This window comes from Kordiimonas lipolytica, assembly GCF_042651265.1.
Classification (GTDB): domain Bacteria; phylum Pseudomonadota; class Alphaproteobacteria; order Sphingomonadales; family Kordiimonadaceae; genus Kordiimonas; species Kordiimonas lipolytica.
The window spans coordinates 455,530-480,565 of record NZ_JBHSCR010000003.1 but is presented as its reverse complement, the minus strand read 5'-3'; the positions used below and the strand labels follow the sequence as shown (position 1 = coordinate 480,565).

Below are 25,036 nucleotides of genomic sequence, written 5' to 3'. Positions count from 1 at the left end.
GTAATAAACACAAAAGCCCGGCGATTCCGTCGGGCTTATTCTTTGTCAGGCGCTCCATGATCAGCGCAACGCGTCCAGCAGGTTATATTGCCCGCCCTCCAGGACTGGCTTCCTGAACTGATCGGTCGCCAGTTCAAGCTTTTCAGTATTCAGCCGCAGGCGGCGGCACAGGTTCGTAAAGCGCTGGCGCATCAGATCGGCCTCAAAGCCGCTTCCTTTCATGCGGTGCTTGAAGCGGGGATCATTCAGCTTACCGCCGCGAAGTTCCTTCAGGCGGTTCAGCACCCGGCTCTTGCGGTCGGGGTAATGTTCATCCAGCCATTCCTCGAACAGGTCCGTCAGCTCCAGTGGCAAGCGAAGGAGGATATAGCCCGCTTCTTTTGCGCCTGCGTGGGCTGCAGCCGAAAGCACAGCTTCCATTTCATGATCATTGAGCGCAGGGATCACAGGTGCGAACATCACCCCCGTTGGCACCCCAGCGTCAGAGAGCAGCCTGATGGCATCGAGCCGCCGCTGCGGCGTGCTCGCCCGCGGTTCCATGGCGCGCGCCAGTTTGCGATCAAGCGTGGTGACCGAAAGCGCCACTTTCACCAGACCTTTTTCCGCCATCGGCGCCAATAGATCCAGATCCCGCACCACAAGGCGGGATTTGGTCACAATCGTCACCGGATGATCATGTTCCATCAGAACCTTGAGAAGCTCGCGGGTGATGCGACGCTCTTTCTCAATCGGCTGGTAGGGGTCCGTGTTGGTGCCCATGGCAATGGGCTTGGCCACATAGCCCTTCCTGGAAATCTCCTGCTTCAGAAGCTCTGCTGCATTTGGCTTGGCGAACAACTTGCTTTCAAAATCCAGGCCGGGCGAAAGCCCCAGAAACGCGTGCGTTGGGCGGGCAAAACAATAGACACAACCGTGTTCGCACCCCCTGTAGGCATTGATGGAACGATCAAAAGGTATATCGGGTGAATTGTTCTTTATCAGGATATGTTTGGCATCTTCCTCTGTCACGCTGGTGCGAAGTGTCTCGGTGGGTTCTTCCCCCAGCCAGCCATCATGAGACCGCACCCGCTTCAGGCTCTCAAATCGCCCTGTCGCGTTCGATACTGCACCACGTCCCCGCTGAAGCCAGGGAGAGGCCGTTGCCATACCGGTATGTTGCGCTTTGGTCATAACATCATAATACCATGAGAACAAAACAGGAACAATAGAGAAAAATCGCCTAACAACCATCCCTCTCCGCTTTGGTTTGACACGGCAAAACAGATACTTAGTATGGGTGATCTAAGGGCACACACTTGGAAATCAAAAAAGGGCATGCATGAAAAACAAGAATGTTTCTGCTGCACGGAAGCGAGTCTTTCGGCTGACCGACAGGATCGACCTGCCGCTCGACCTTCTTGAACACCTGCCCTTCCGTATCGCGACGGTGAGTAACCTGCTGGCGCTACCCCGCGACATACACATCCGCGAAATATCCGACCTTGAGGCCCGCGAGATGCGGGTGCTGATCAACATCGGCTCCTATATGCCGATCAACGGGGCTGATATCGCCTACCAGAGCCGCATGGACAGCTATACGGTCAGCAGGGCCTCCAAAGTGCTCAGAAGCAAGGGGCTGGTTGATGTGGAAGCCGATGCCACCAACAAGCGCACTAAGAATTTTGTCCTGACAGAAAAAGGCATAGCGGTATACAGGGCCATAGCCGATGCCATCGACATGCGATCCCGTGCCATTGACGCTGCCATCACAGCGTCCGAAAAAGAGGCCCTTTTTGACATGCTCGCCCGGATCGAGAACCAGACGGAACAGCTGCTGGCCGGGCAGGCAATCAAACGGTTGGAGAAGGGTGAAGATATTCCTGCTGAGCAGCGCGAACTGATCCGCTGGTATAAAAAAGGCAGGGAGAACTGACGCCCTGCCCTGCCAAGTGAAAAGCCGCTTTCCCCGGTCACTATGCCTCCCTTAGGGCGAAGGCACGGACGCCAAACAACTCAGAGATATGAGACGATATCCTCTAGCGGCTTTTTGATGGTTGCGTGTACGGGGATCGTTGCACCTTCTGCCGGATATCCTGTGACCAGCAGGATATAGGGGCGCTCATCCGCCGGACGACCGCAAATCTCATTCAGGAAGTTCATCGGCTTCGGCGTGTGCGTCAGCGTCGCGAGCCCCGCATGATGAAGGGCGCTGATCAGGAACCCGGTGGCGATCCCAACCGATTCCGGCACATAATAATTCTTGCGGCTCATGCCTGCTTCCACACCGCCGCGACGCTGTGCAAAAATAGCGATCAGCCAGGGTGCGGTTTCCAGATAAGGCTTGTGCGCATCAGTACCAAGGGCCGACAGCGCATCGAGCCATTCATCACTAGCCCGGCCTTCGTTATAGAAGGCGCGTTCTTCTTGCTCTGCCTTCTCACGCACCTGGGCTTTCACGTCTGGGCTACCGATCAGGGCAAAATGCCACGGCTGGTGGTTAGCACCAGACGGAGCCGTGCCAGCTGCCCTGAGGCAGTTATCGATAATATCTCTCGGTACCGGCCGGTCTGAAAAATCCCTCACCGTGTGGCGGCGCTTGATCTCGTCATAAAACGCCTGTGCGCGGGCACGCATTTCATCCTGTGGATATTCGATAAAGTCGCTCAGCGGCAAACTGTCGTGTGGCTGCATTTCAATTCTCCTTGAAAATGCACTTACATCATGTTTATTGCATATGCAATACTATTTGACCGGCAAGAATGCTTTACCCAAAGACCATGGAACCCGAAAGATGGATTAGCTGCTGATGCCCGGCACCTTGAGGACGCCGTCCTTGAAATCCTCGATCCAGATCAGGAATTCACCTGCTGACATGGGCTTGCCAAACAGATATCCTTGGGCATAGTCCGCCCCCAGGTCGGCAACCATTTTCAGGTGATCTTCCGTTTCAACGCCTTCGCAGGTGCATTTGAGATCCAGCTTGTGGGCAAGATCAATCGCGCTTTCAAGAATGATGCGCGCCTTTTCATCCTCCACAGCCCGGCTGAGGAACTGACGGTCGATCACCAACTCATCAAACGGAATTTCCTTGAGCATCAGAAGCGGTGCAAAACCAGCGCCGAAGTCGTCTAGCGCCAGACCAAAGCCGTCTTTATGAAGCTGCGCCAGCACCTGAAGCGGCACTTTGGCATCGATATCCAGATCAGATTCTGTCACCTCAAGGCGCACCATGGCTGGGGCAATATCGAACTGGTCAGCAAGGCCCGCCACCACTTCGGCGAAATCGGGCTTGCGCAGATTCTCAGATGTCACATTGATCGACAGGGTCACTTCCTGACCCTCTTTGCGCCAACGGCCCTGCTGCTGCATCGCAAGCTCAAGCATACGGTATGTCAGCACATCCATGTGGCCATATTCATTAGCGGCCTTCACCACCGCCCCTGCCCCCAGGAAGCTGCCTGAGGGTGTTTTCCAGCGCGCGAACACTTCAGCCCCCATCACGGCCTTGGCCTTCAGGTCCAGCTTCGGCTGGAACGCAGGCGCGAGGCCATCTGTCATCAGGCCACGGGTAAATTCGGCTTCTTCAAGCACAGTTTCCGTGCCCATGGCCACGCCTGCGCGTGTGTTGGCAATGTCTTCAAGCGCCGCCGTCAAAAGGTCTGCATTGATTGGCTTCGAGAGGGTCGCAAGCACATTGACACTGTAGGCCATGGCCTGCTCGCGCGCTTCCTGGTTGGCGCGCGCGTCCAGATTATTCAAAAGGATCACACCCGGATCCCAGTCAAGGTCAGAGATAATGCGCAGGATGCCATAGTCCTTGATACCCGGCACATCAATCACGGTAACGATAATGTCGAAACGCTCTGTTTTCAGGATATCAAGCGCCTGATCGCCGCCCGACACACCGGAAATCATATAGTCGCTGGCTGGCAAATGCTTTGCCAGAGCCTGCTGGGTCGTGGCCGTATCATCAATAACCAGAATGCGTTTACTCACAGAACCTCCTGTCCCCGACTGCTGTCGAAGTTATCACCATTCGGTCAAACGTCAAAGAAAACTGCCCGCCGGAGGGATCATTCCCCGGCGGGCAGCTGTGTCACTCAAAGCTGAAATTCAGCTTATTCTTCAGGGCTGTAGCGCAGCACCGGATTCCGTGCAGCCTGCGTTTCATCCAGCCGCTTCCATGGTGCATGGTATGGCGCGCCACTAAAGCGGTCCACGTTGCCTGCCTTGGCTTCACCTGCAAGACCGCGCATAGATGCGATGAACTGGTCCATGTTGAACTTGCTCTCGCTCTCAGTAGGCTCGATCAGCATCGCGCCGTGCACCACAAGCGGGAAGTACATGGTCATCGGGTGGTAGCCCTCGTCGATCATCGCCTTGGCGAAATCAAGCGTGGTCACGCCCGTGTCCTTCAGGAAACGGTCATCAAACAGCGCTTCATGCATGCAAGGGCCATCAAACGAGGCCGTCATCACATCACCGAGCGACGCCAGCACATAGTTGGCATTCAGAACAGCGTCTTCCGCAGCCTGACGGATGCCGTCAGCACCGTGGCTGAGCATGTAGCTGAGCGCCCGCACGTACATGCCCATCTGACCGTGGTAAGCAACCAGACGGCCCATGGACTTGTCGTCCGCGTCCTCAACCAGGTCGAAGCCGTCATCCGTCTTCACAACAAACGGCACCGGCACGTGAGCCTTCAGCGCGTCGGAGAAGACAACCGGACCAGAACCCGGGCCGCCACCGCCGTGTGGTGTGGAGAAGGTCTTGTGCAGGTTGAAGTGCATGGCGTCCACGCCCAGGTCACCCGGGCGGGCCTTGCCCATGATGGCGTTGAAGTTTGCGCCGTCACAGTAGAAGAAGGCACCAGCTGCGTGAATGGCGTCCGCAATATCGCGAATTTCATTCTCAAAGAGACCGCAGGTGTTCGGGTTGGTCAGCATAACGGCAGCTACGGTGTCATCAAGCGCTTCCTTAAGCGCTTCAAGGTCCACGCGGCCATTATCTTTAGCCGGGATCGCCTTCACCTTGTAGCCGCAGAAAGCCGCCGTCGCCGGGTTGGTGCCGTGCGCGCTTTCAGGGCACAGGATCACCTCACGGGCGTCCCCACGTGCTTCCAGCGCTGACCGGATGGCCATCACACCGCAAAGCTCGCCGTGCGCACCAGCTTTTGGTGAAAGCGCAACAGCAGGCATGCCTGTCAGCGTGCACAGCCAATGGCTCAACTCGTCCATCAACTGCATCGCACCGCGCACGGTAGATTTCGGCTGCAGTGGGTGGATATCGCTGAAGCCCGGCAGACGCGCCATCTTTTCATTGAGGCGCGGGTTATGCTTCATGGTGCAGGACCCAAGCGGAAAGACACCCATGTCGATGCCGTAATTCCGGCGGCTCAGACGCGTATAGTGACGAACTGTATCCGGCTCCGAAAGCCCTGGGCAGCCGATTTCCGACGTACGCTCAAGGCCACCAATGGCCATCTCGAACTCGCCCACTTCCGGCACATCAACGCCTGTAGTCTCGGTCGAACCCAGCTCGAAAATCAGTGGCTCGGCAAGACGCAGGCCCTTGTGCCCGGAGAAGCTCTCAAAATCTGTATTTTCTGTTGCGGCACCCGTAGAGGTCGGCCGCCCTTGATTATTCATGGACATTAGAGGACCTCCTTCAGACCGGCCACGAGAGCCGAGATATCATCTGCAGACACGGTTTCCGTGGCCGCCAGGATCAATACATCTTCAAGGCCTTCGCCCGGATAGAGGCGCGAGGCGGGAACGCCTGCAAGGATGCCTTTGTCCGCAAGCGCGTCAACAACGCTTGCCGCGTCTTTGCTGAGCTTCACAGAGAGTTCGTTGAAGAAGGTGCTATTCAGCACTTCCACGCCGTCAACGCCTTTGAGCGCGTCGCGCAAGTCAACAGCCGCCTTGTGGTTCGCCAGCGCCACACCGCGCAGGCCTTTTTCACCCAGCAGCGTCATGTGGATGGTGAAGGCCAGCGCACAAAGGCCAGAGTTGGTGCAGATGTTCGATGTGGCTTTTTCGCGGCGGATATGCTGCTCGCGGGTCGACAGCGTCAGCACGAAGCCGCGTTTGCCGTCAGCGTCAACCGTTTCACCGCATAGGCGGCCCGGCATCTGGCGCACAAACTTCTGGTTGGTGGCAAACAGGCCAAGGTATGGGCCGCCGAAGTTGAGGCCGTTACCGATGGATTGACCTTCGCCAACCACGATATCCGCACCCATTTCGCCAGGGCTTTGGGTCAACCCAAGCGACATCACTTCGGTGACAACAACAATCAACAGCGCCTTGTGCTCATGGGCCTTTTCAGCCAGCGGACGCAGGTCCAGCACGCTGCCGAACACGCCCGGGTTCTGGAACACCACGCAGCTTGTGTCGGCGTCGATCGCGTCAATCGCAGCCTGAAGTTCCGCCTCTGGGTTCGCAGGGTTTGGCGCCAGGCGCTCGATCACGTCATCGGTGAACTGGGTGGTGGTTGCCACCACAGACGCATAATGCGCATGCAGGCTACCGGCAAGGATGGCTTTCTTCTTGCGGGTTACGCGGCGCGCCATCATCACGGCTTCCGAACAACCGGTAGAACCATCATACATGGAGGCGTTGGCCACATCCATGCCGGTCAGTTGCGCTACCTGGGTCTGGAATTCGAAGATATACTGGAGCGTGCCCTGCGCGATTTCCGGCTGGTACGGCGTGTAGGCCGTCAGGAACTCACCGCGCTGGATCATGTGGTCAACGGTCGCCGGCACATGGTGCTTGTAAGCGCCCGCGCCCACAAAGAACGGCACACTGCCGGCAGCCGTATTCTTGGCGGCCATGCGCGACAGGTAGCGCTCCACTTCCATCTCGCTTTTGTGGCGAGGCAGATCAATTTCCGGGTTCAGGACATCATTCGGGATATCCTTGAACAGTTCATCAACATGACGAACACCGATTTTATCCAGCATTGCCTGCCGGTCGGTGGCGGTCAGCGGCAAGTAGCGCATGCCACATACTCCTTGAGGTAACAAAAAAGCGCCAGCCTACGGCCAGCGCTCAGGGTGTCTTATTCCAGACCTTCGATGAATTCAGCGTAGGCTGTTTCATCCATCATGTCGTCAAGCTCACCAGCGTCGGCGATCTTGATCTTGAAGAACCAGCCAGCGTCCAGGGCCGCGCTGTTCACAAGGCCAGGCTCGCCTTCAAGCGCTTCGTTAACTTCAACGATTTCGCCAGCCAGCGGTGCGTAAACTTCAGAAGCCGCCTTCACGGATTCAACAACAGCTACTTCGTCGCCTTTTTCGTATGACGCGCCAACTTCCGGCAGTTCAACGAATACAACGTCACCAAGGGCGTTCTGGGCATAGTCGGTAATACCAACCGTTGCGATTTCGCCTTCAACTTCCAGCCACTCATGCTCTTCAGTAAATTTCAACATGCGCCTATCCTCCAAAATCCAGGCTTAAGATACTTGCTTGCGCTTGTAGCGCTGCTCAACAAATGGGGTGCTTGCGACCTTGGCCGGGTGGGCCTTGCCGCGGATCAGAAGCTGCACATCGGTGCCGACTTCCGTAAATTCTTTCGGGACATAGCCCATGGCAACCGGGCCGCCGAACGTGGGGCCAAAACCGCCAGAGGTGATCTTGCCGATCTCATTGCCATCCATGTCTGCGATGATAGTGCCTTCGCGTGCTGGGGCGCGGCCCGCAGGCAAAATGCCCACGCGGGAGCTTGCTGCGCCTTCCGCCAGTTCCTTGAGGATACGGTCAGCGCCGGCAAAGTCAGCGTCTTCGCGGCGTTTCTTGCCAATAGCAAAAGTTACATTCGCACCAACCGGCGTGACGCTCGCGTCAAAATCATGACCGGACAGACACAGCCCAACCTCAAGGCGCAGGCTGTCGCGCGCGCCAAGGCCAATCCATTCTACATCGTCGCTTGCCAAAAGGCGCTTACACAAGGCCTCAGCCTCGCTCTCAGGCACGGAAATCTCATAGCCGTCCTCGCCGGTATAGCCAGAACGAGACACCCAGCAAACCACGCCTTCAAGCGTGATGGCGGTTGCTTCCATGAAGCCAAGGCCTGCGGCCTCTGGTGCCAGCTCTGCCAGCACTTCTTCCGCCTTCGGGCCCTGCAGCGCGATCAGCGCGCGATCTTCAAGAGGCTCTACGGTGATAAGGTCACCCAGCTTTTCTTCAAGGATATCATAGTCTTTGTCTTTGCAGGCCGCATTCACGACGACATAGAGCGTACCCTCAGCATCGTGGCTGCGGGTAACCATCAGGTCATCCTCGATACCACCTTCGTCGTTCAAGAGTAGCGTGTAGCGCATCTTGCCCGGCTTCAACACCTGAAGCGCGCCCGGCATGATCTTCTCAAGCGCGGCGGCCGGGTCACTGCCATCTTTGGAATGAATGTAGCACTGGCCCATGTGAGACACATCAAACAGGCCCGCCTTCGCACGGCAGAACTCATGCTCTTTCATGATGCCGAGCGGATATTGGACAGGCATGGCATAGCCGGCGAACGGCACCATTTTGCCGCCAGCAGCCACATGCATGTCATAAAGGGGGGTCTTGAGAAGGGTCTCATCAGTCATCAGGTATGGTCTCCGCGTGCGCATGGTACCGGATAAATCCGGCAATTGCGCCCCCTCTGTCACGGAACCTGAGAGATTTGACCGGCAAAAACTGGCCGGCTTACCCCGTCGGTGAGCCCCGCTTGCGCGGATAGCTGCTTTCCAGAGCGTTACATGGCCCGTGCGGTCCTTTTGCCTGAGAGTTTCCGGGGCGGTTGCTCCTTCGGCGCCAGCCGTCAAACCCATCAGAGGTAACTGGTCTCTCCCGCACGGTTGCTGCAATATACCATAAAGCATACAGCGTAACGTGTTGGCGACGGTATGCCGGACGGCGCGCTAAGAGTCAATCACGCAATTGCTCGCCCAATCGCTTTTATCAGCGCTACCTGCCACATTTCATCCCGTCCTATTTTCATTTCGTCGCAATCCACCTTGAATAACGCTATACTATAGCATAGATATCTTTCCGATTGGTTCTACAGGCTAGGGGTTTGATAACGGTGGCATTTGCCGAATCAAATAACGTGAAAACAAGCATGAAGGGGCGCCTGATAGCGCTGCTTGCGCTGTTTTTCGTCGCGGCCCAATTCCTTGCCGCCGCCCACAACGGTGCCTATGGCGACAGTGACCACCTGCATGACGGCCACCCCTGTATTGTAGCATCCATCGTCAAGAAATCGTCAGATATGGATATGGCGGAAACGGCCGATTTCGCCTTCGACGACCGAGCAGAATGGATAGAACCAACCGCCCAGCCCCATCAGGCAGACAGCGAGACCGTCCGGTCGCGCAGCATTCGCGCCCCACCAGCACACGCATGATCCCGCGGCCCTGTGCCGTCACCAATAAGCAATCCTATACTGAACGCGCCAGCTCCCTATTTGCCGCGCGACATCTGATTGATACAGGGATGATTACCGTGTCTGAAGTTATGAAACAAAAACGATTTTCCATTCTCCTTGCCTCCAGCGCTCTTGTGGGTGGCTGGACGATGCCTGCCAACGCTGCTGCTGCACCACCACTTGGTGAGCAGCTGGAAGAAATTGTTGTCTCCGGCGCCTATGAAGGCCGCAAGCTTGGCGAAACTATCGTCGGCGCCACGGTTCTGAGGCAGGAGGAAATCCTGCGCCAGCTTGATGGCTCGCTCGGTGAAACGCTGAAGCGCCAGCCAGGCATTTCCAGTACCTTCTTCGGCCCTGGCGCAAGCCGGCCCATCATTCGCGGCCTGGGCGGTGACCGGATTCGCGTACTGGACGCCAGCCTCGGATCGATTGACGCCTCCTCAACCAGCCCAGACCACGCAGTTTCGGTGGAGCCTGCGCTTGCGGAACGTATTGAGATTCTGCGCGGCACCGCCATGCTCATGTATGGCAGCAGCGCTACTGGCGGCGTAATCAACGTGTTTGACGGCAGGATACCGAACGATCTGCCGGAAGGTGGTTTTGAAGGGGCCGTCCGCTATGGCCACAGCACTGTGAACGATGGCGACGAAGTAACGGCAGCCTTCAATGCCACCCTTGGCAAGATTGGCGACAGCACGCTTGTTGCCCACGGCGACTTCATGTTCCGCAATACGGATGACTATAACATCCCGGGCTATGCCGAATCCGAAGCCTTCCACGACGCAGAAGAGGCCGAAGAAGAAGGTCATGAAGAAGACCATGACGCAGACCACGAAGGTGAGCGTGAGGGTGAAGAATTCGGTATCGCCGAAAATTCCGCCACTGAAACATCTGGCGGCTCGGGCGGCTTGTCGCTTCTGTTCCAGGACGGTTTTATCGGCGTAAACATCAAGAAGGTGGACAGCCAGTATGGTGTGCCAGGTGGCCACGCCCACGGCGATGAAGACCACGAAGAAGACGGACATGAGGAGGACGGCCACGAGGAAGAAGGCGAAGAAGCTGTCACTATCGACCTGAACCAAATTCGCTATGACTTAAATGGTGAGCTGAGCCGCGACTTCGGTTGGTTCAAGAAAGCCAAGCTCCGCTTCGGCTATGCCGACTATAAGCACACTGAACTTGAAGGCGAGGCCATCGGCACCGTGTTCGCCAACAAGGGCTGGGAAGGCCGGCTGGATCTGATTGAAAAAGGCGGCGGCGAATGGTCTGGCGCGACGGGTATCCAGCTCCGACGGCGTGACTTTTCGGCTATCGGCGACGAGGCCTTTGTGCCTTCCACCATCACCAATCAGTTCGGCCTCTATAGCGTCAAGGAATTTGACATGGGCCATTACACACTTGAAGTGGGGGGCCGATACGAGCACACGAAATACACAGCCGATGAGTTGGGCACGAGCGAAAAGTTCGATGGCTTCAGCGCTTCCGCAGGCCTGGGGTATGACCTGACAGACGCTGCCTTTATCGGTGTGTCCCTGTTCCGTACAGAACGCGCGCCTTCTGCTGAAGAGCTATTCTCCAACGGCCCACACCTAGCCACCGGCGCTTTTGAGCTCGGTGACCAGACACTGAGGCTCGAGACGGCGCTGGGCGTTGAAGCCACATTCAGCTATTCGGAAGGCCCCTTTACCTTGGCTGTGAACGGCTTCCTGACCAACTATAACGACTTCATCTATGAAGCCGCCACAGGCGAAGAAGAAGACGGCTTGCCCGTTTTCGCATTCACTGCGAGCGATGCGCGCTTCTACGGCTTTGAAGCCAAGGCAGAATTCCACGCTGGATCGTTCAACAGCGGCGCGCTGGGCGAAGTTGATATCCATATTGACGGCCAGATGGACTATGTGCGCGCCAAGCTGACAGGCGTTGACGGCACAGCGAACCTGCCGCGCATACCGCCCCTGTCCGCGCTGATGGGTATTGAAGCATCCTCTCTTTCAGTCGACTTCCGGACGGAACTTGAATATGCCGCAAGCCAGAACCGGGTAACGGAATTTGAACTTCCTACAGAAGATTACCTGCTGTGGAACGCCTACCTGACTGTTCGCCCGTTTGATAACAAGAACCTGTCGCTTGCCCTGAAGGCCACGAACATCGGCAATGTGGAAGCACGCCAGCACACCAGCTTCCTCAAGGACATGGTGCCACTTCCAGGCCGCAACATCGGCGTGGCGTTCCGCGCCACCTTCTAAGGCAAACAGCATTATCCAGAATCAAAAACGGCGGCTCCATAAGGGCCGCCGTTTTCATTTGAACTTTATTGGAAAGCGTCTAGCGCTCCATGTTGAAAATCGCATCCTGAGCCGTTAGCTGGAAGCCCACGAGAACTTCATAATTATAGCGACGAGCCTGCTCAATCGTCGGGATATGCTGCTCCAGCACTTCACGCGAAGAAGCACGGCCATTGCTGTCGAAATTCAGCGTCACGTCATAGATTTTCTTGGTGATAATCTGGCTGTTGTCCTTCAGGACCACGACAAAGTATGGGAGGGTCACGCTGCCGCCCCGGAAAGCATCGCCTCTTGTGGCCGCAACGCTAAAGCTAACGTCGGAGGTCACATCCTCGGCCTCTTCACAAGTCAGGCGCACGTCCATGATGGAAGCAGTGAAAGCCACGTCCTCAATGTTACGGCCTTCGCCTTCAAAGCGGGTCAGTGTGCCAGCGTCCCCCACAACAGCAATGGCCGGACAGCGGGACACCGTCACCTCAAGCGGATTGCGGTTGCCGCAGGCAGCCAGCAAGAACAGAAGACCGAACAAAATCACACTACGAACGGACATAAATCGCCTTTCAAAATCAGGTATCGGCCAATGGCGCCCTTCTGTGGGTCAGCGTAAAGCCGGAATTTGGCCGCGATCATAAAAAGAAGACCGCTAAAGAGCAACCCACCTTATCGCCCGCTGGCACAATTAGCACGCAGCACCGGCTATCAGCCAAGCATGTCGAAACTGTGGCGCCAGAAAAGCAATCAGACAAGCATTCAGGCAAGCACGACATCTTATGCGCCCGCGAAGCACGTCTTGCTTGACGCTTGGGGCAGTTGGGCGGTAGCTAAGGGCTGCAATTTCTTTCCCATGGAGGCAGCCGAATGGCGGCAGAAAACAGCCTGCGAATTCTTTTGGCCAACCCGCGCGGTTTCTGCGCCGGGGTCGACCGCGCGATCAAGATCGTCGAACTGGCGATCAAGAAGTTCGGCTCGCCCGTCTATGTAAGGCACGAAATCGTGCATAACCGCTATGTAGTCGAAGGCCTTGAAGCCAAGGGCGCCGTGTTCGTGGACGAACTGGACGAAGTACCAACCGACATGCCGGTTGTCTTTTCTGCCCACGGCGTGCCCAAGTCGGTACCGGCAGAGGCTGAACGCCGAAACATGGTGTATGTAGACGCCACCTGCCCGCTTGTGTCGAAAGTGCACAGGCAGGTTGAGCGTCACCTGATGCATGGCCGCGAGATTTTGATGATCGGCCACGCAGGGCACCCGGAAGTCATCGGCACCATGGGCCAGGTGCCCGACGGCACAGTGACACTGATCGAAACAGTAGAGGATGTGGCGAAGTTCGAGCCCAAGAACCCGGAAAAGCTGGCCTTCGTGACACAGACCACTTTGTCGGTTGATGATACTTCCGAAATTGTCGCAGCCCTTCTGGACCGCTTCCCGTCTTTGGACCAGCCCAACAAGGAAGACATTTGCTACGCCACCACCAACCGCCAGATCGCGGTGAAAGAAGTGGCCAAGCAGGCCGACCGCATGATCGTGATCGGCGCCTACAATAGCTCTAACAGCATGCGTCTTGTGGAAGTCAGCGAAAAGGCAGGCTGCCCGGCAAAGCTGGTGCGCCGTGCGGTTGAACTGGACTGGGACTGGCTGGACGGAGCCACCGCCGTGGGTATTTCCGCAGGTGCGAGCGCCCCGGAAGTGCTGGTCGAAGAAGTGATCGAAGCCCTCAAGGGGCATTATGACGCCAAACTGGAACTGGTGACCACCGCAGAAGAAAATGTGGTGTTCAAGGTGCCGCCCATTCTGAAGGACGTTGCCTGATGGCGGTCTACACTAAGGTTGACGACCAGACGCTAAGCGCCTTCCTGAGCCGTTACGATGTCGGCAAAGCCACAAGCTTCAAAGGCATTGCCGAAGGCGTGGAGAACTCCAACTATCTGCTGGAGACCACCAAGGCGCGCTATATCCTGACGCTTTATGAGAAGCGCGCAAACCCGGACGAACTGCCCTATTTCCTGAACATGATGGAACATTTGGCGGAAGGCGGCATCCCAACCCCGCTGCCGATTCATGATAAAGCGGGCAAGGCGCTGCAGATACTGGCTGGCCGCCCGGCCTGTCTGATCAGCTTTCTCTCCGGGGTAAGCGTCCATCATCCATCCGAGAATCAATGCGCGGCTCTAGGTGGCATGCTCGCGGACATGCACAAAGTGGGACAAAGCTTCGACGAATCCCGCCCCAATGACCTGTCGCTAGCGGGCTGGAAAGACCTGGCAGCCAAGACCGAAGCCCGTGCTGATGAAGTAAAGGCCGGGCTGGCGGATGAAATCAGGGCCGAGATCGCAGCACTGGACGCCGCCTGGCCAACTGGCCTGCCAACTGGCACCATCCACGCGGACCTGTTTCCGGACAATGTGCTGTTCACTGGTGACACCATCACCGGGGTGATTGATTTCTATTTCGGCTGCACCGACATGCTCGCTTATGACATCGCGGTGTGCATCAACAGTTGGTGCTTTGATGAAAATCACCAGTTCCTGCCCGGCCATGCCAAACGACTGATGGAAATGTATGACGCCCACAGGCCGCTGACGCCCGTCGAAGTTGATGCTCTTCCGCTTCTGTGCCGGGGGGCTGCGCTACGGTTTCTGCTGACCCGCCTTTACGACTGGCAGAACCCGGTTGAAGGTGCGGTTGTGACCCCAAAAAATCCGCTTGATTACCTGAAGCGGCTGAAGTTTCACCAGCAGATCAGGGATGCGGCCGGTTATGTCGTCTAAAAAGAAGGTCGTTGAAATCTATACCGACGGCGCCTGTTCCGGGAATCCGGGGCCGGGCGGTTGGGGCGCGCTGCTCCTTTATGGCGAACACGAAAAGGAAATCACCGGCGGCGAGCTGGAGACCACGAACAACCGCATGGAGCTGACGGCGGCGATAGAGGCACTGAAGCTTCTCAAGCGCCCGTGCATCGTGCATCTGCACACAGACAGCACCTATGTGCGCGACGGCATCACCAAATGGATTCACGCCTGGAAAAACAAGGGCTGGAAAAACGCCGCCAAAAAGCCGGTGAAGAATGCCGACCTGTGGCAGGCGCTGGATAAAGCCATTAAGCCCCACGAGATTGACTGGATCTGGGTAAAGGGCCATGCGGGCGACCCAGGCAATGAACGCGCAGACGCACTGGCAAACCAGGGCATGGCCCCCTACAAGCCATAAAAAAAGCGCGGACAATTGCCCGCGCTTTTCTTTGTTTTATGCTTAATCGCAGGCCGATTAACGCGCCTCTGAAGCGTCCACTCCAAGACCGCCGAAGGTACGACCAAAGAAGTCACCGGCGTTCCAGCGTGGGCGCTCATCCGCATTCGCCACTTCATTCAGGATCAACCAGTTCACATAGGCGAACTTGGCGCCGGCCTGATAATTGATCTCCTGATCGAGCGAGTCATGCGGACGGTGGTAGGTCTTGCCCAGGAACTCGCGGAAGATGGCACCGCCATCCTTGCCGTCCACCGATGGGCCCCAACCTGTTACCAGAAACACGGAAGGGATGCCCTGCTGCACGAACCGGTAATGGTCGGACCTTGTGAAGATGCCCTCTTCCGGCATTGGGTCCGGGCTCAGGGCCACGCCAATGCTGCCCACTGCTTCGGCCGTTACCGGACCAAGCGATGAGCGGTCCGCACCAAAGGCAACTACATCGGCGAAATCATACAGCAGAATCGGCATATCCACATTGACGTTGGCAACCATCTGTTCCTTTGCCACCGTCGGGAATTTGGCGAAATACTCAGCGCCCAGAAGGCCTTTTTCTTCTGCCACAACAGCGGCAAACAGAATGGACCGGCGGGGACGCTCGCCCGAGCGCACATAAGCCCGCGCCACTTCCATCATCACAGCAACGCCCGACGCGTTATCAAGCGCGCCGTTGTTGATCTTGTCATCACCCTTTGCATGCTCGGAAACACCGATATGATCCAGATGCGCAGACATCACAACATACTCGTTTTTCAGTTCCGGGTCAGACCCTTCAAGCACAGCCAGGACATTGGGGCTATGGAAGGTGTCGGACAGGATACTGTCTCGCTTGATGGATGCGCTGGTCATAAGCGGCATCGCCTTTGGCGTGCCCTCTTCTGCTTCGGCCAAAACATCGTCAAAGGACATGTCGGCCCCCTCAAAGAGCATCCGGGCCACGTCGTGGCTGATCGCAGCAGAGGCAGTTATGCGCGGGGTGCCATCGTCAGTGCCCTCAGGGGCCACCCAATCAAAAGATTCGCTGCCCAGATATTTCTTGAGCCGGGAAAATGGACGGCGCTTTTCACCAGCGAGAGTGCTGACAACAAGCGTTCCAACGACGCCACGGCGAGCCAGTTCCTTTTTCTTGGTCGTACTTGAGCCGTGGTGCGCACGAATTTCGCTGTTGAAGCTTGTCGGTGCGCCACCGATAAGAACTGCAATCTTGCCTTCAAGGTCAACGCCCGTGAGGTCATCATGACCAAGATCTGGCGCGTGGATGCCATAGCCAACAAACACAAGATCGCCCGAGACATCGCCCGACGGCACATTCACATCACCGCTCATGTAGAAGTCATCGCCGGCAGTCAGCGTCTTTTCTTCGCCGTTCACAGTTACGCTCATCGCAGCTGATTCAACATCCAGCTTGGCCGTCTTGAACGGAACTTCCTGGAAGTACCCACCATTTTCGCCCGCCGGTTTCAAGCCAAGCTGGGCAAATTCAGCCGCCACATAATTAGCTGAGATGCGGTAGCCTTCGCTACCTGTATCGCGGCCCTTGAGTGTATCATCTGCCAGGAAACGAACATCGGCTTCGATCCGACTGGCGCTGAAGCTTTCCGCCCGGTCGGCTGCCGTTTTCTCCACACTACCGGTATCGGCACACGCTGCCACTGCCAGAAATGACAGCGCGGAAAAGCCGACACGCATTTTATTATTGCTAAACACTGTAACCAGTCCCCTTAGTTATTAACTTTGCGGGCTCCCAAACCCACAACATGCCGCAGTTTGCCAGGCTGCGACCGAATAAATGACAATACGCAGCTTTTACACCCAGTCAATCCAAGCGAAAGCTTACTGCGACAAAGCGTTTTACTGTTGCTTTAAAGCGTCGACAACGGCCCACAGCCGGTCTTGTCCCCACAAGGTCTCATTGCCCACCCGGAAGGTGGGCACGCCCCATGCACCCGCCATCAAAAGTGCCTGACGGTTTCTTTCCGCCACAGGCCCCCAGACTTCTTCCGGCAGGGCGGCCGAAAGTTTGGCGCCGCCAATGCCGGCCCGGTCCAGGATTTTCCTGAGCCCCGCGTCTGTGGTGCCGTCGATCCCCTCAGCCCATACGCCTCTGGTGAAGGCCTTGAAGAAAGCCAGGTCCTGGTCTGTGTCCGCAAAGGCAAAACCAAGCCCCATCGCCCGTTTGGTCGCCAGCCCAAGGGGGTCAACGATACGCCCGAACGGAATACCCTCCGCCCGCGCCTCGCGCGCTGTATCCATCAGGATATAGCGGCCTTTGGCAGGTGGCACCTTCATGCCGCGCATCATCATTGGCAGCACCGGCTTCAACTTGAGCCGGATACCGGATTTTTCCGCCAGTTCTGACGCCAGTTGCAGCCCAAGATAGCTATAGGGGCTACGAACAGAGAAAAAGAGCTCCACACTACGCCCGGATACCGATTTTTCCATATTCTGAAGACCGTATCGCCATAGGCGGGTGAGCTCGAAATGCACTTCACCATCCCCCACACCTGCCTTATTCAGGCGGTGCTCCAGATGGTCCAACCGGTCCAGCCCAAGATAAAACTCGCCACCATAATAGACGGTGGCACTGGCATAGTGGCCAAGCTGCCTCAGCAGTTTTTCATTTTTCTCAAGCGCCAACTCGTCAATGTCTGCTGCAACACACTGGCTGCGCACCAGCTTGTGGTCGTTACGCCAAAGCGCCTCACCGACTTCTTCTGCCGCAGTGAAAAAAGCAGGATCATCCTGCAAGCTGACCAGATAGCGGTTGGCCATGCCCACATTCAGCCGATCCGGCACCATGGCGGTTGAAGGAAAGCCAAGCCCGTAAAGCCGGGCGAGCCGCGTGGCATCAAGAATGCTGTAGGCTTCGAAGCGCTGAGGATCGGGATACATGTTGGCGGGCAGCCGTTCGATCACCAAAGGCTTTATCTTTACGTCAAAGCGGCTGGCAAGGTCAGGCAACGCCTGCACCATCAATTGGCAATAGGGGTCATCCGTGCGGTGAAAATACAGAATCTCTCGCCCCCGGCGCCCAAAGCGCCGCGACACTTCCTCTCTCGCACGGGCCAGATTCAATCTGGTCTCGCTTGTCAGCCAGGCCGCTATACCCGACTTCAATACTGTTTCGAAACTCATTGAGCGGCAGTCTTGTTTGTTGATCCCTAGATCGCTTCTAGCACTATTGATCTGGCTTCAACAGCCCTTACCTGCCTGTGCTGCAAACAGGCACAAAAAAGGGCCGCAGAAGCCGCCCTTTCAGTCTCTTTCGTTGGCCCGGCTTAAAGCTGGGTCAGCGCGTGCTCAGCGGAAGATACCTGAAACGCGCCTGGCTCCTCGATATTCAGCTGGGTCACAGTGCCGTCTTCCACAATCATGGAAAACCGCTTTGACCTGGTGCCCATGCCAAACCCGGATGCATCCATTTCAAGGCCCAGCGCCTTGGCGAATTCGGCGTTGCCGTCTGCCAGCATTACAACCTTGTCCTCGACGCCCGCGCTTTTGCCCCAGGCGTTCATGACAAACACATCGTTCACCGACACGCAGGCGATGGCATCCACGCCTTTAGCGAGGATTTCATCAGCATGCTCGACAAAGCCCGGCAGGTGTTTGGCCGAACAGGTCGGCGTGAAAGCCCCTGGTACGGAGAAAAGCACGACCTTGCGCCCCTCAAAAAACTCCTGTGTGGACACTGGCCCCGGACCGTCCGCTGTCATGGTAGTCAGCGTCGCGGCGGGAATTTTATCACCAAGCTGGATGGTCATCGTTTGCTCCTGTGGTTTGCCCGATCGGGCAATTGATCTGGTATTTACTCTAGCCGTTATTTGGCAGGCAGGTCCAGCATGCGCTCAATGGCATTGCCCTGCCCATCAATGAAGGTCAGTCGGATCTGCTTACCCCGCAGGTCCATCGGCTTTTTCCCGGTCATGGCGGAGAGCACAAAACGCGCCGAGCGCCCGTCCCCCGTAATCTTAATCCTGGGTGCGCCGAAATGGACCATATCGTTCACCTCAGCCAGCATATCAGGCGCAGTAAGCATGGCATCCGCGCGGGCATCCACCACCACATGTTGGCGGCCCACAGGCCCGGTGACGCGAACGGAATCAATCACAAGGCCTGCGCCCGCATCGCCCTCACGCTCAGGCACTTTTTTCATCCAGGCATCGACACGAATATCATGCGGTGAAAAATCAGCCCCCAATGCCGAGGCAGGGAGGTTATAGGTGGCATCAAATGGCACGCAGATATCCTTGCACACCATGAAGCTGGCACTCACGGTTATGCCCGCTTCATTGGTGCTGTGCGGCCGAAACGGCAACAACACCGTGTGGCTGTAGCCATATGTCTCCAGACCGAAAAGCTCGAACCGTTCAGGAACGGGAAAAAGAATATCAATCTCTGCAGCGTCCTGGCTCAGACGCACTGGCAGCCCGGCTTCGCCGGGAGACCGCCAATAGGTCTTCCACCCCGGCGCCAGCTTGGCCTCCCAGGCCAACAGCGGCTTACCATCTGAATTCGTCATGTCGGCAGATGTTGTAACAAGGCGGGTTTGAAGCATATCAAGATGCTCCTGCCACGGCGTCTCTCCCGCCTGTACGGGTAATGTCAGGCCAAAAAGGCCACTCAAAACTATTAAAATCGAACGCATGCCGGTCTCCAGCTGATTTCCTGTCATGATTAGCAACCGCCTTGATGAATTGCCAGTCGCGATTGATCACATTGCCGTCAATCCGGCCAGACCGGCGACCCACATATAGGTTTACAACCGCTGGCCGATTGCACAATCCTGCTATACGCGCTAAGCTTGAAGGCGCTATATAGAGAGGCCACATGACATCATCCACTTACCTGGACAGCAAGCTACTGCTGGCAATGCCCAGCATGACCGACCCACGGTTTGACCGGAGCGTCGTTTATGTTTGTTCCCACGATGAATCGGGCGCTATGGGTCTGGTGATCAACCAACCCTTTCCCAACCTGACGTTTGAAAGCCTTCTCGAGCAACTGGATATCGAAACCGAAGGCCCAGTGCCGCCGCTTCCTATCCACACAGGTGGGCCAGTGGAACCCGGGCGGGGCTTTGTACTGCATTCAGCAGATTTCGTGCAGGAATCAACCCTGGTGGTCAGCGAAACGCTGGCGCTGACAGCAACGGTAGATATCCTGACCGCGCTTGCACACGGGCGCGGGCCGATACATCATCTTCTGGCGCTTGGCTATGCCGGATGGGGTGCGGGCCAACTGGAACAGGAAATCCAGGAAAACGCCTGGCTGACGGCAGAAGCCGACGACGAGATCATTTTCAATACGGAACTCGAACAAAAATGGCCACGCGCCATGGCTAAACTGGGCATCAATATTTCGATGCTGTCATCGGATGCAGGGCACGCCTGACCCACCATCCCCAATTCAGTTAAGGGTATGTCCCTGCTGGCCTGACAGACGGTCGAGATCAAAGGAAGGTATCTCCTGCCCCGGCAACTTGTTTGCGCCGCTGCGATAGAGAGCCAGAACCTTGGGCACATCAAGGGCGCGCAATTCAACGCCGATCAACTCAAGCATCGCATTAACCCGGTCAGACAACTGCTCTCTCGAGAGCACGCGCGGCGAAGGCACAACCATCAGCGTTGTCAGATCATGCTGAAAACGTCCCCAGTGGTCCGAAAATTCTTGATTCAGCATATCAAAGGGCCGCACGACACCGACAAGCACGGTCCCTGCCATCGCCCGTGTATCGGAAAAGGGCAATGCCAATACTTCCAGGTCGAAGGTCTCATCCTGTTCAAGCGAGAATGAACCCGTGCGCACAAGACCACTGCCCTGCACGAGAGAGGTGGCATACAGTTCTTCCATTACCGAGGCTTGCTCGTGGTCACTGAAGATATCGGCATATGTCTTGCCAGCCATGCCGCACCCGACACCTTCTTCAAGGCTGGAACCTGCAAGGCGATACCGAAGCGAGCCATCTGCCCCCATTTCCAGGATGAACATCCAGGGCAATATTGTCGTAAGCCGACGAAGATCAAGCTGCGAGCGTTCAGGCAACGCATCCGCGCCGCCTAAATCATGCCAGTAAGCCAGTAATTGACACAACTCCGGGCTCAACAAGAGTCCCCCCTGAATATTTTATGGCTGGCATGGTATCACTATACCTGCCTGCCAGCAATACTTAGAGGAGTATGAATTAATCTTATAATTTAGTAACGGATTTCACTAAAACACGATCAGGAGAAAGTAATCCGGTCCAAATCACCGCCACCGACTATTGCCGTAGCAAGATCGGGTTTCACCAATAACTGCTCTGCGGTACGCGCAACGTCATCTGGCGTGACTGCCTCGACATTGCTGATCATTTCCTCGATTGGGATCAGGCGATCGAACACAAGCATCTGGCGACCCATCTGCTCCATCCGCGACGTTGTCGCCTCAAGCGCCATAACAAGACCGGATTTCAGCTGGGCGACAGCGATTTTGAATTCTTCGTCTGTCGGGCCTTTCGTCAGCGCTTCCATTTCGCCTTTGATCACCGGCATCATGCCTTCGGCCATTTCCGGGCCGGTACCAGCATAGATGCCCAACAAGCCAACGTCCTGATGGCTGCTGGTGAAGCTGTAGACCGAATAAGCCAAGCCCCGGTTTTCCCGCACCTCCTGGAACAGACGCGAAGACATGCCGCCACCCAAAATCGTGGAGTAGACCTGCATGGCGTAATAATTGTCGTCCGTAAAGGACACGCCCGGCCACGCCGCCGTCACATGTACCTGTTCAAGGTCGCGTTTCTCGCGGATATCCCCACCAGTAAAGCGCGCGGGTGTTGTGCTGCTGGCCACGCCTGCCTTAAGCCCTGCCAACTTCTCTTCCGCCAAAGCCACTAGGTCCTTGTGCTCAAGATTGCCTACAGCAGAGACCACAATATTTGATGCGGTATAATTACTGGTCAGGTAGCTACGCAGATCAGCGCTTGAGAAACTACGCACGCTGTCTGCTGTACCCAGGATTGACCGGCCGATGGCCTGGTCGCGGAAGGCCGCGTCCTGAAGGTGGTCGAACACGATATCGTCTGGCGTATCAAGCGCCTGCCCGATTTCCTGCAGGATCACCTCTTTTTCACGCACAAGTTCACTGTCATCACACTGGCTGTTTAGGATGATGTCCGCCAGAACATCGAATGCAAGCGGCAGGTCATCTTTCATCACACGGGCGTAATAGGTGGTGTTGTCGCGACTGGTATAGGCGTTCATCTGGCCGCCAACGGCTTCAATCTCGCTGGCGATATCGCGCGCGGTCCTACGCTTCGTGCCTTTGAACAGCATATGTTCCAGGCAGTGCGTGATGCCGTTGAGCTTCAGAGGTTCGTGGCGTGCGCCGATATCCACCCACATGCCGACGGCCACAGTTTGAAGCTGGGGCCGGCTTTCACTGACAATACGGAGGCCTGATGGCAGGCGGGTAACCTCTACACTCAATCTATAGTCCTTGCTCTATTCGCGCCTGAAGCGCTGTCACGTCGTTGGCGAGCGTGATAAGCCTTTCTTCGCGCGAAAGCAAGTCTGCCATATGGGCGGGGAGTGCTGGGTCAACGCCAGTGGCCTCTGTAACCGCCGCACCAAACTTGGCCGGATGGGCGGTCGAGAGCGTCACCATAGGTACACTTGGGTCAGTGTTGCACACGGCAGCAGACGCCAGCCCCACGGCAGTATGCGGGTCCGCCACATAGCCGCTGGCCTTGTAAAGATCAGCCATCACCTTGGCCGTCAGGGCGTCATCTGCCTGGCTTGCGGCGAAAGACGCCCGCAGTGCCTCAAGGTGCGCCTGTTTGAGGTCAAAGCCCTTCTCAGCCGTCAGCGTATCCATATAGGCCCGGATTTCCGCAGCGTCGCGACCGGCCAGATCAAACATCAGGCGTTCGAAGTTGCTGGACACCTGGATATCCATGCTGGGCGACAGCGTTGCCTCCACCCCGTCTGCACGGTAAGCGCCCGACTGCAGCGCGCGGGCCAGGATGTCATTCTTGTTCGTGGCGATCACCAGTTGGCGGACCGGCAGGCCCATGCCCTTGGCAATATAGCCCGCGAAAATATCCCCGAAGTTGCCGGTAGGCACAGTGTAGGACACTTCGCGGTCAGGTGCACCAAGTGCGACCGCGGAGGTGAAATAATAGACAATCTGCGCCATCACCCGCGCCCAGTTGATGCTGTTCACAGCCGTCAGGCCCACACGGTCGCGGAACTCAAGGTCATTGAAGCAGGCTTTCACCAGCGCCTGGCAGTCGTCGAAATTGCCCTCTACGGCGATATTGACTACATTGTCCTCAAGGACCGTCGTCATCTGGCGGCGCTGCACTTCAGACACACGGTCTTTGGGGTGCAGCATATAGATGGTGACATTGTCGCGCCCGCGGCAGCCCTCAATGGCGGCAGAACCGGTGTCGCCAGACGTTGCGCCCAGAATTGTCAGCTTCTGCCCGCGCTTGGCCGTGAAATGGTCGAAGAAACGGCCGAGCAGTTGGAGTGCGAAATCCTTGAACGCCAGCGTCGGGCCATGGAACAGCTCCAAGAGCCAGTCGTTTGCGCCAAGCTGCACCAAGGGCGCCACAGCCGGGTGGCGGAAGGCCTTGCCATAGGTGGCGTCCAGCATGGCTTTGAGGTCTGCGTCCGACAGGCTTCCGGCAACGAAAGGCTGGATCACTTCGAACGCCACGTCTGCATAGGGCTTGCCGCGGAAGCTGCGGATCTTGCCTGCGCTGAATTTTGGCAGTTCCTCAGGCACATAGAGACCACCGTCCCGGGCCAGGCCAGTCAGCGTTACCCCTTCAAAATCCAGTTTTTCGGCTTCGCCGCGCGTAGATATATATTTCACGATCAGTGCACTCAACTTTACGAATCTTGCGAAGGCTAGTAGTAGGCGCAGACCGACCGGGATGCAAGAGTAAGCGCGCCGGATTGCGGCATAATTGCTTTAGCCTTCGTGAAGACCGACTTTTTCGAAAGTCTACTCTTCCCGGCCACGCTTGAAGCCGAAAGCGATATAAACACCAAGGAGCGTCATGGCGAGGCCATACCATGTAAGGGCATACTGAAGGTGATCGTTGGGGATATCCACCCGCACCTGCCCGCCCTGCGGCAGTGCACCTGGCTGCCCCACATGATCACTGAAAATGCGGAAGTGATAATATTCCTTGGTCCTGAGGCCCCAATAGGCTGCCATCTCATGCACGTCAGCGGTAAACCAGTTGCCGCCGGCCGCATCGTTCGGCGGGGTCATGGAACCCGGCGTAGCGCTGGTGCGCAGCACGCCGGTTACCGTGATGTCACCTGACGGCAGCGCCGGGATTTCTTTCTGGTGGAATGGTATCCAGCCGAAATTCACGACTACGACCATGCCGTGGCGCTTCTGCACCGGCGCATAAACGTGATAACCAGCCTTGCCAGACATGCTCGTGGCCGACACCTTGATCGGCGCGCGATCCAGCACTGTCCCGGTAAAAGACACGCGGTGATATTCCAAGCTAAGCGGATCATCAAGATGCACAGGCAGCGGCATGGGTGCTGCCGCGAGCCCGGCCTCTATCCGCGCCAAGAGGTCGGTCTTGGGGCCAACCTTGCTGGCCTGCCAAGTACCAAGGCCGATCAACACGATCATGCCCAATAGAGCACAGACTGTCAGCGCCACACCAGGTTTGAAGCCCTTAGGCATCTTTGTCCTCGCCATCTGTCAGGCGGCCCTCGGCGGCGTCATGATGGAACTGCAGCGCTACCAGTGTGGCTTTGAACACCCGCAACATCCAGATGCTGCCAAACAGGATCAGGGCGAAGATGATGGTCATGGCGAGCCACGGCGGCATATGCATACCGCCGATCAGGATAAAGCCGACAAGGGCCGCAATCGCCCCCATGATCAGGATCACGAACACCTGCGCGCCATCGCCCGGGTCTGCCGCCCTTAGGTCGAAACCGCAGACATCGCACGTATCGCGGATATCCAGGCTCATGGGCTTGAAGAAAGCGCCTTCGCCGCACTTGGGGCAGCGGCCAAGGAAACCGGCCCTATAAGGCGAAACCGACCGGGATTGCTCCCGGCCGGCTTCTTTTTCTTTATTCTGCATGTCTGCAGGCA

At 56.9% G+C, this 25,036-nt stretch carries 24 protein-coding genes and 1 riboswitch; of the genes, 7 read left to right on the top strand and 17 right to left on the bottom strand.

Annotation, left to right across the window (positions count from 1 at the left end; all coding sequences use genetic code 11):
- Positions 1 to 60: 60 nt before the first annotated feature.
- Entirely contained in the window at positions 61 to 1,170 is a 1,110-nt protein-coding gene (locus ACFO5Q_RS06400) for a PA0069 family radical SAM protein (protein WP_197421350.1), read from the bottom strand.
- A 148-nt stretch (positions 1,171 to 1,318) separates the two neighbouring features.
- Here ACFO5Q_RS06400 and ACFO5Q_RS06395 point away from each other — a divergent pair, with 148 nt between their 5' ends.
- On the top strand, positions 1,319 to 1,912 hold the full coding sequence (locus ACFO5Q_RS06395; RefSeq protein ID WP_068153127.1) for a MarR family winged helix-turn-helix transcriptional regulator: 594 nt from the start codon (positions 1,319 to 1,321) through the stop codon (positions 1,910 to 1,912).
- A gap of 80 nt (positions 1,913 to 1,992) precedes the next feature.
- Here ACFO5Q_RS06395 and ACFO5Q_RS06390 read toward each other — a convergent pair whose 3' ends face one another.
- The 6 genes from ACFO5Q_RS06390 to gcvT all read right to left on the bottom strand — a co-directional run bounded on the left by ACFO5Q_RS06390 (position 1,993) and on the right by gcvT (position 8,571).
- Positions 1,993 to 2,670, bottom strand: coding sequence for a nitroreductase family protein (locus tag ACFO5Q_RS06390; protein ID WP_068153124.1), 678 nt, complete (start codon positions 2,668 to 2,670; stop codon positions 1,993 to 1,995).
- Positions 2,671 to 2,775: 105 nt separating this feature from the next.
- The gene (locus ACFO5Q_RS06385; RefSeq protein WP_068153120.1) at positions 2,776 to 3,975 is read right to left on the bottom strand and encodes an EAL domain-containing response regulator; all 1,200 of its coding nucleotides are present in this window, start codon (positions 3,973 to 3,975) and stop codon (positions 2,776 to 2,778) included.
- Positions 3,976 to 4,097: 122 nt separating this feature from the next.
- On the bottom strand, positions 4,098 to 5,633 hold the full coding sequence (gene gcvPB / locus ACFO5Q_RS06380) for an aminomethyl-transferring glycine dehydrogenase subunit GcvPB (RefSeq protein WP_068153117.1): 1,536 nt from the start codon (positions 5,631 to 5,633) through the stop codon (positions 4,098 to 4,100).
- Positions 5,633 to 6,982, bottom strand: a complete 1,350-nt coding sequence (gene gcvPA, locus ACFO5Q_RS06375) for an aminomethyl-transferring glycine dehydrogenase subunit GcvPA (protein ID WP_068153114.1) — start codon at positions 6,980 to 6,982, stop codon at positions 5,633 to 5,635. The genes gcvPB and gcvPA overlap by 1 nt, the downstream gene beginning before the upstream one ends.
- A 59-nt stretch (positions 6,983 to 7,041) precedes the next feature.
- On the bottom strand, positions 7,042 to 7,413 hold the full coding sequence (gene gcvH, locus ACFO5Q_RS06370) for a glycine cleavage system protein GcvH (protein WP_068153111.1): 372 nt from the start codon (positions 7,411 to 7,413) through the stop codon (positions 7,042 to 7,044).
- Positions 7,414 to 7,437: 24 nt separating this feature from the next.
- The gene (gene gcvT / locus ACFO5Q_RS06365) at positions 7,438 to 8,571 is read right to left on the bottom strand and encodes a glycine cleavage system aminomethyltransferase GcvT (RefSeq protein ID WP_068153109.1); all 1,134 of its coding nucleotides are present in this window, start codon (positions 8,569 to 8,571) and stop codon (positions 7,438 to 7,440) included.
- Between the two features lie 153 nt (positions 8,572 to 8,724).
- A riboswitch (glycine riboswitch) is annotated at positions 8,725 to 8,828 on the bottom strand.
- Between the two features lie 222 nt (positions 8,829 to 9,050).
- On the opposite strand from gcvT, the gene ACFO5Q_RS06360 reads away from it, so the two are divergent.
- Both ACFO5Q_RS06360 and ACFO5Q_RS06355 read left to right on the top strand, forming a co-directional pair.
- Positions 9,051 to 9,371, top strand: a complete 321-nt coding sequence (locus ACFO5Q_RS06360) for a hypothetical protein (protein WP_068153105.1) — start codon at positions 9,051 to 9,053, stop codon at positions 9,369 to 9,371.
- Between the two features lie 98 nt (positions 9,372 to 9,469).
- Positions 9,470 to 11,638 (top strand): TonB-dependent receptor, encoded by a 2,169-nt coding sequence (locus tag ACFO5Q_RS06355; protein WP_197421349.1) that lies wholly within the window; start codon positions 9,470 to 9,472, stop codon positions 11,636 to 11,638.
- Between the two features lie 79 nt (positions 11,639 to 11,717).
- Here the strand turns inward: ACFO5Q_RS06355 and ACFO5Q_RS06350 are convergent, their stop codons facing one another.
- Positions 11,718 to 12,227, bottom strand: coding sequence for a hypothetical protein (locus ACFO5Q_RS06350; RefSeq protein WP_068153098.1), 510 nt, complete (start codon positions 12,225 to 12,227; stop codon positions 11,718 to 11,720).
- 308 nt (positions 12,228 to 12,535) lie between these two features.
- Between ACFO5Q_RS06350 and ispH the strand changes: the two genes are divergently transcribed.
- Genes ispH through rnhA form a run of 3 tightly spaced genes read left to right on the top strand, consistent with a single transcriptional unit; the run spans position 12,536 to position 14,884 of the window.
- Entirely contained in the window at positions 12,536 to 13,486 is a 951-nt protein-coding gene (ispH, locus tag ACFO5Q_RS06345; RefSeq protein ID WP_068153095.1) for a 4-hydroxy-3-methylbut-2-enyl diphosphate reductase, read from the top strand.
- Entirely contained in the window at positions 13,486 to 14,445 is a 960-nt protein-coding gene (gene thrB, locus ACFO5Q_RS06340; protein ID WP_068153091.1) for a homoserine kinase, read from the top strand. Before ispH ends, thrB begins: the two co-directional genes overlap by 1 nt.
- Entirely contained in the window at positions 14,435 to 14,884 is a 450-nt protein-coding gene (gene rnhA, locus ACFO5Q_RS06335; protein WP_068153502.1) for a ribonuclease HI, read from the top strand. Before thrB ends, rnhA begins: the two co-directional genes overlap by 11 nt.
- A 57-nt stretch (positions 14,885 to 14,941) precedes the next feature.
- On the opposite strand, the gene ACFO5Q_RS06330 is transcribed toward rnhA, so the two are convergent.
- From ACFO5Q_RS06330 to ACFO5Q_RS06315, 4 genes are all read right to left on the bottom strand, one after another.
- On the bottom strand, positions 14,942 to 16,630 hold the full coding sequence (locus ACFO5Q_RS06330; RefSeq protein WP_156432083.1) for a M28 family metallopeptidase: 1,689 nt from the start codon (positions 16,628 to 16,630) through the stop codon (positions 14,942 to 14,944).
- A 144-nt stretch (positions 16,631 to 16,774) separates the two neighbouring features.
- The gene (locus tag ACFO5Q_RS06325; RefSeq protein ID WP_068153087.1) at positions 16,775 to 18,058 is read right to left on the bottom strand and encodes a DsbA family protein; all 1,284 of its coding nucleotides are present in this window, start codon (positions 18,056 to 18,058) and stop codon (positions 16,775 to 16,777) included.
- 143 nt (positions 18,059 to 18,201) lie between these two features.
- A complete protein-coding gene (locus tag ACFO5Q_RS06320; RefSeq protein WP_068153085.1) occupies positions 18,202 to 18,684 on the bottom strand; it encodes a peroxiredoxin in 483 nt (160 codons plus the stop codon).
- A gap of 56 nt (positions 18,685 to 18,740) precedes the next feature.
- On the bottom strand, positions 18,741 to 19,568 hold the full coding sequence (locus tag ACFO5Q_RS06315) for a protein-disulfide reductase DsbD domain-containing protein (protein WP_197421347.1): 828 nt from the start codon (positions 19,566 to 19,568) through the stop codon (positions 18,741 to 18,743).
- 182 nt (positions 19,569 to 19,750) lie between these two features.
- Here ACFO5Q_RS06315 and ACFO5Q_RS06310 point away from each other — a divergent pair, with 182 nt between their 5' ends.
- Entirely contained in the window at positions 19,751 to 20,314 is a 564-nt protein-coding gene (locus ACFO5Q_RS06310) for a YqgE/AlgH family protein (RefSeq protein ID WP_068153079.1), read from the top strand.
- A 15-nt stretch (positions 20,315 to 20,329) separates the two neighbouring features.
- Here ACFO5Q_RS06310 and ACFO5Q_RS06305 read toward each other — a convergent pair whose 3' ends face one another.
- From ACFO5Q_RS06305 to ACFO5Q_RS06285, 5 genes are all read right to left on the bottom strand, one after another.
- A complete protein-coding gene (locus tag ACFO5Q_RS06305) occupies positions 20,330 to 21,025 on the bottom strand; it encodes a PAS domain-containing protein (protein ID WP_197421345.1) in 696 nt (231 codons plus the stop codon).
- Between the two features lie 119 nt (positions 21,026 to 21,144).
- Entirely contained in the window at positions 21,145 to 22,386 is a 1,242-nt protein-coding gene (locus ACFO5Q_RS06300) for a M16 family metallopeptidase (protein WP_068153073.1), read from the bottom strand.
- A 1-nt stretch (position 22,387) separates the two neighbouring features.
- Positions 22,388 to 23,779 (bottom strand): threonine synthase, encoded by a 1,392-nt coding sequence (gene thrC / locus ACFO5Q_RS06295; RefSeq protein ID WP_068153499.1) that lies wholly within the window; start codon positions 23,777 to 23,779, stop codon positions 22,388 to 22,390.
- A 132-nt stretch (positions 23,780 to 23,911) separates the two neighbouring features.
- Positions 23,912 to 24,616 (bottom strand): SURF1 family protein, encoded by a 705-nt coding sequence (locus tag ACFO5Q_RS06290; RefSeq protein WP_068153070.1) that lies wholly within the window; start codon positions 24,614 to 24,616, stop codon positions 23,912 to 23,914.
- Complete coding sequence (locus tag ACFO5Q_RS06285; RefSeq protein ID WP_197421343.1) at positions 24,609 to 25,025, bottom strand: DUF983 domain-containing protein; 417 nt, start codon at positions 25,023 to 25,025, stop codon at positions 24,609 to 24,611. Before ACFO5Q_RS06285 ends, ACFO5Q_RS06290 begins: the two co-directional genes overlap by 8 nt.
- Positions 25,026 to 25,036: the final 11 nt, after the last annotated feature.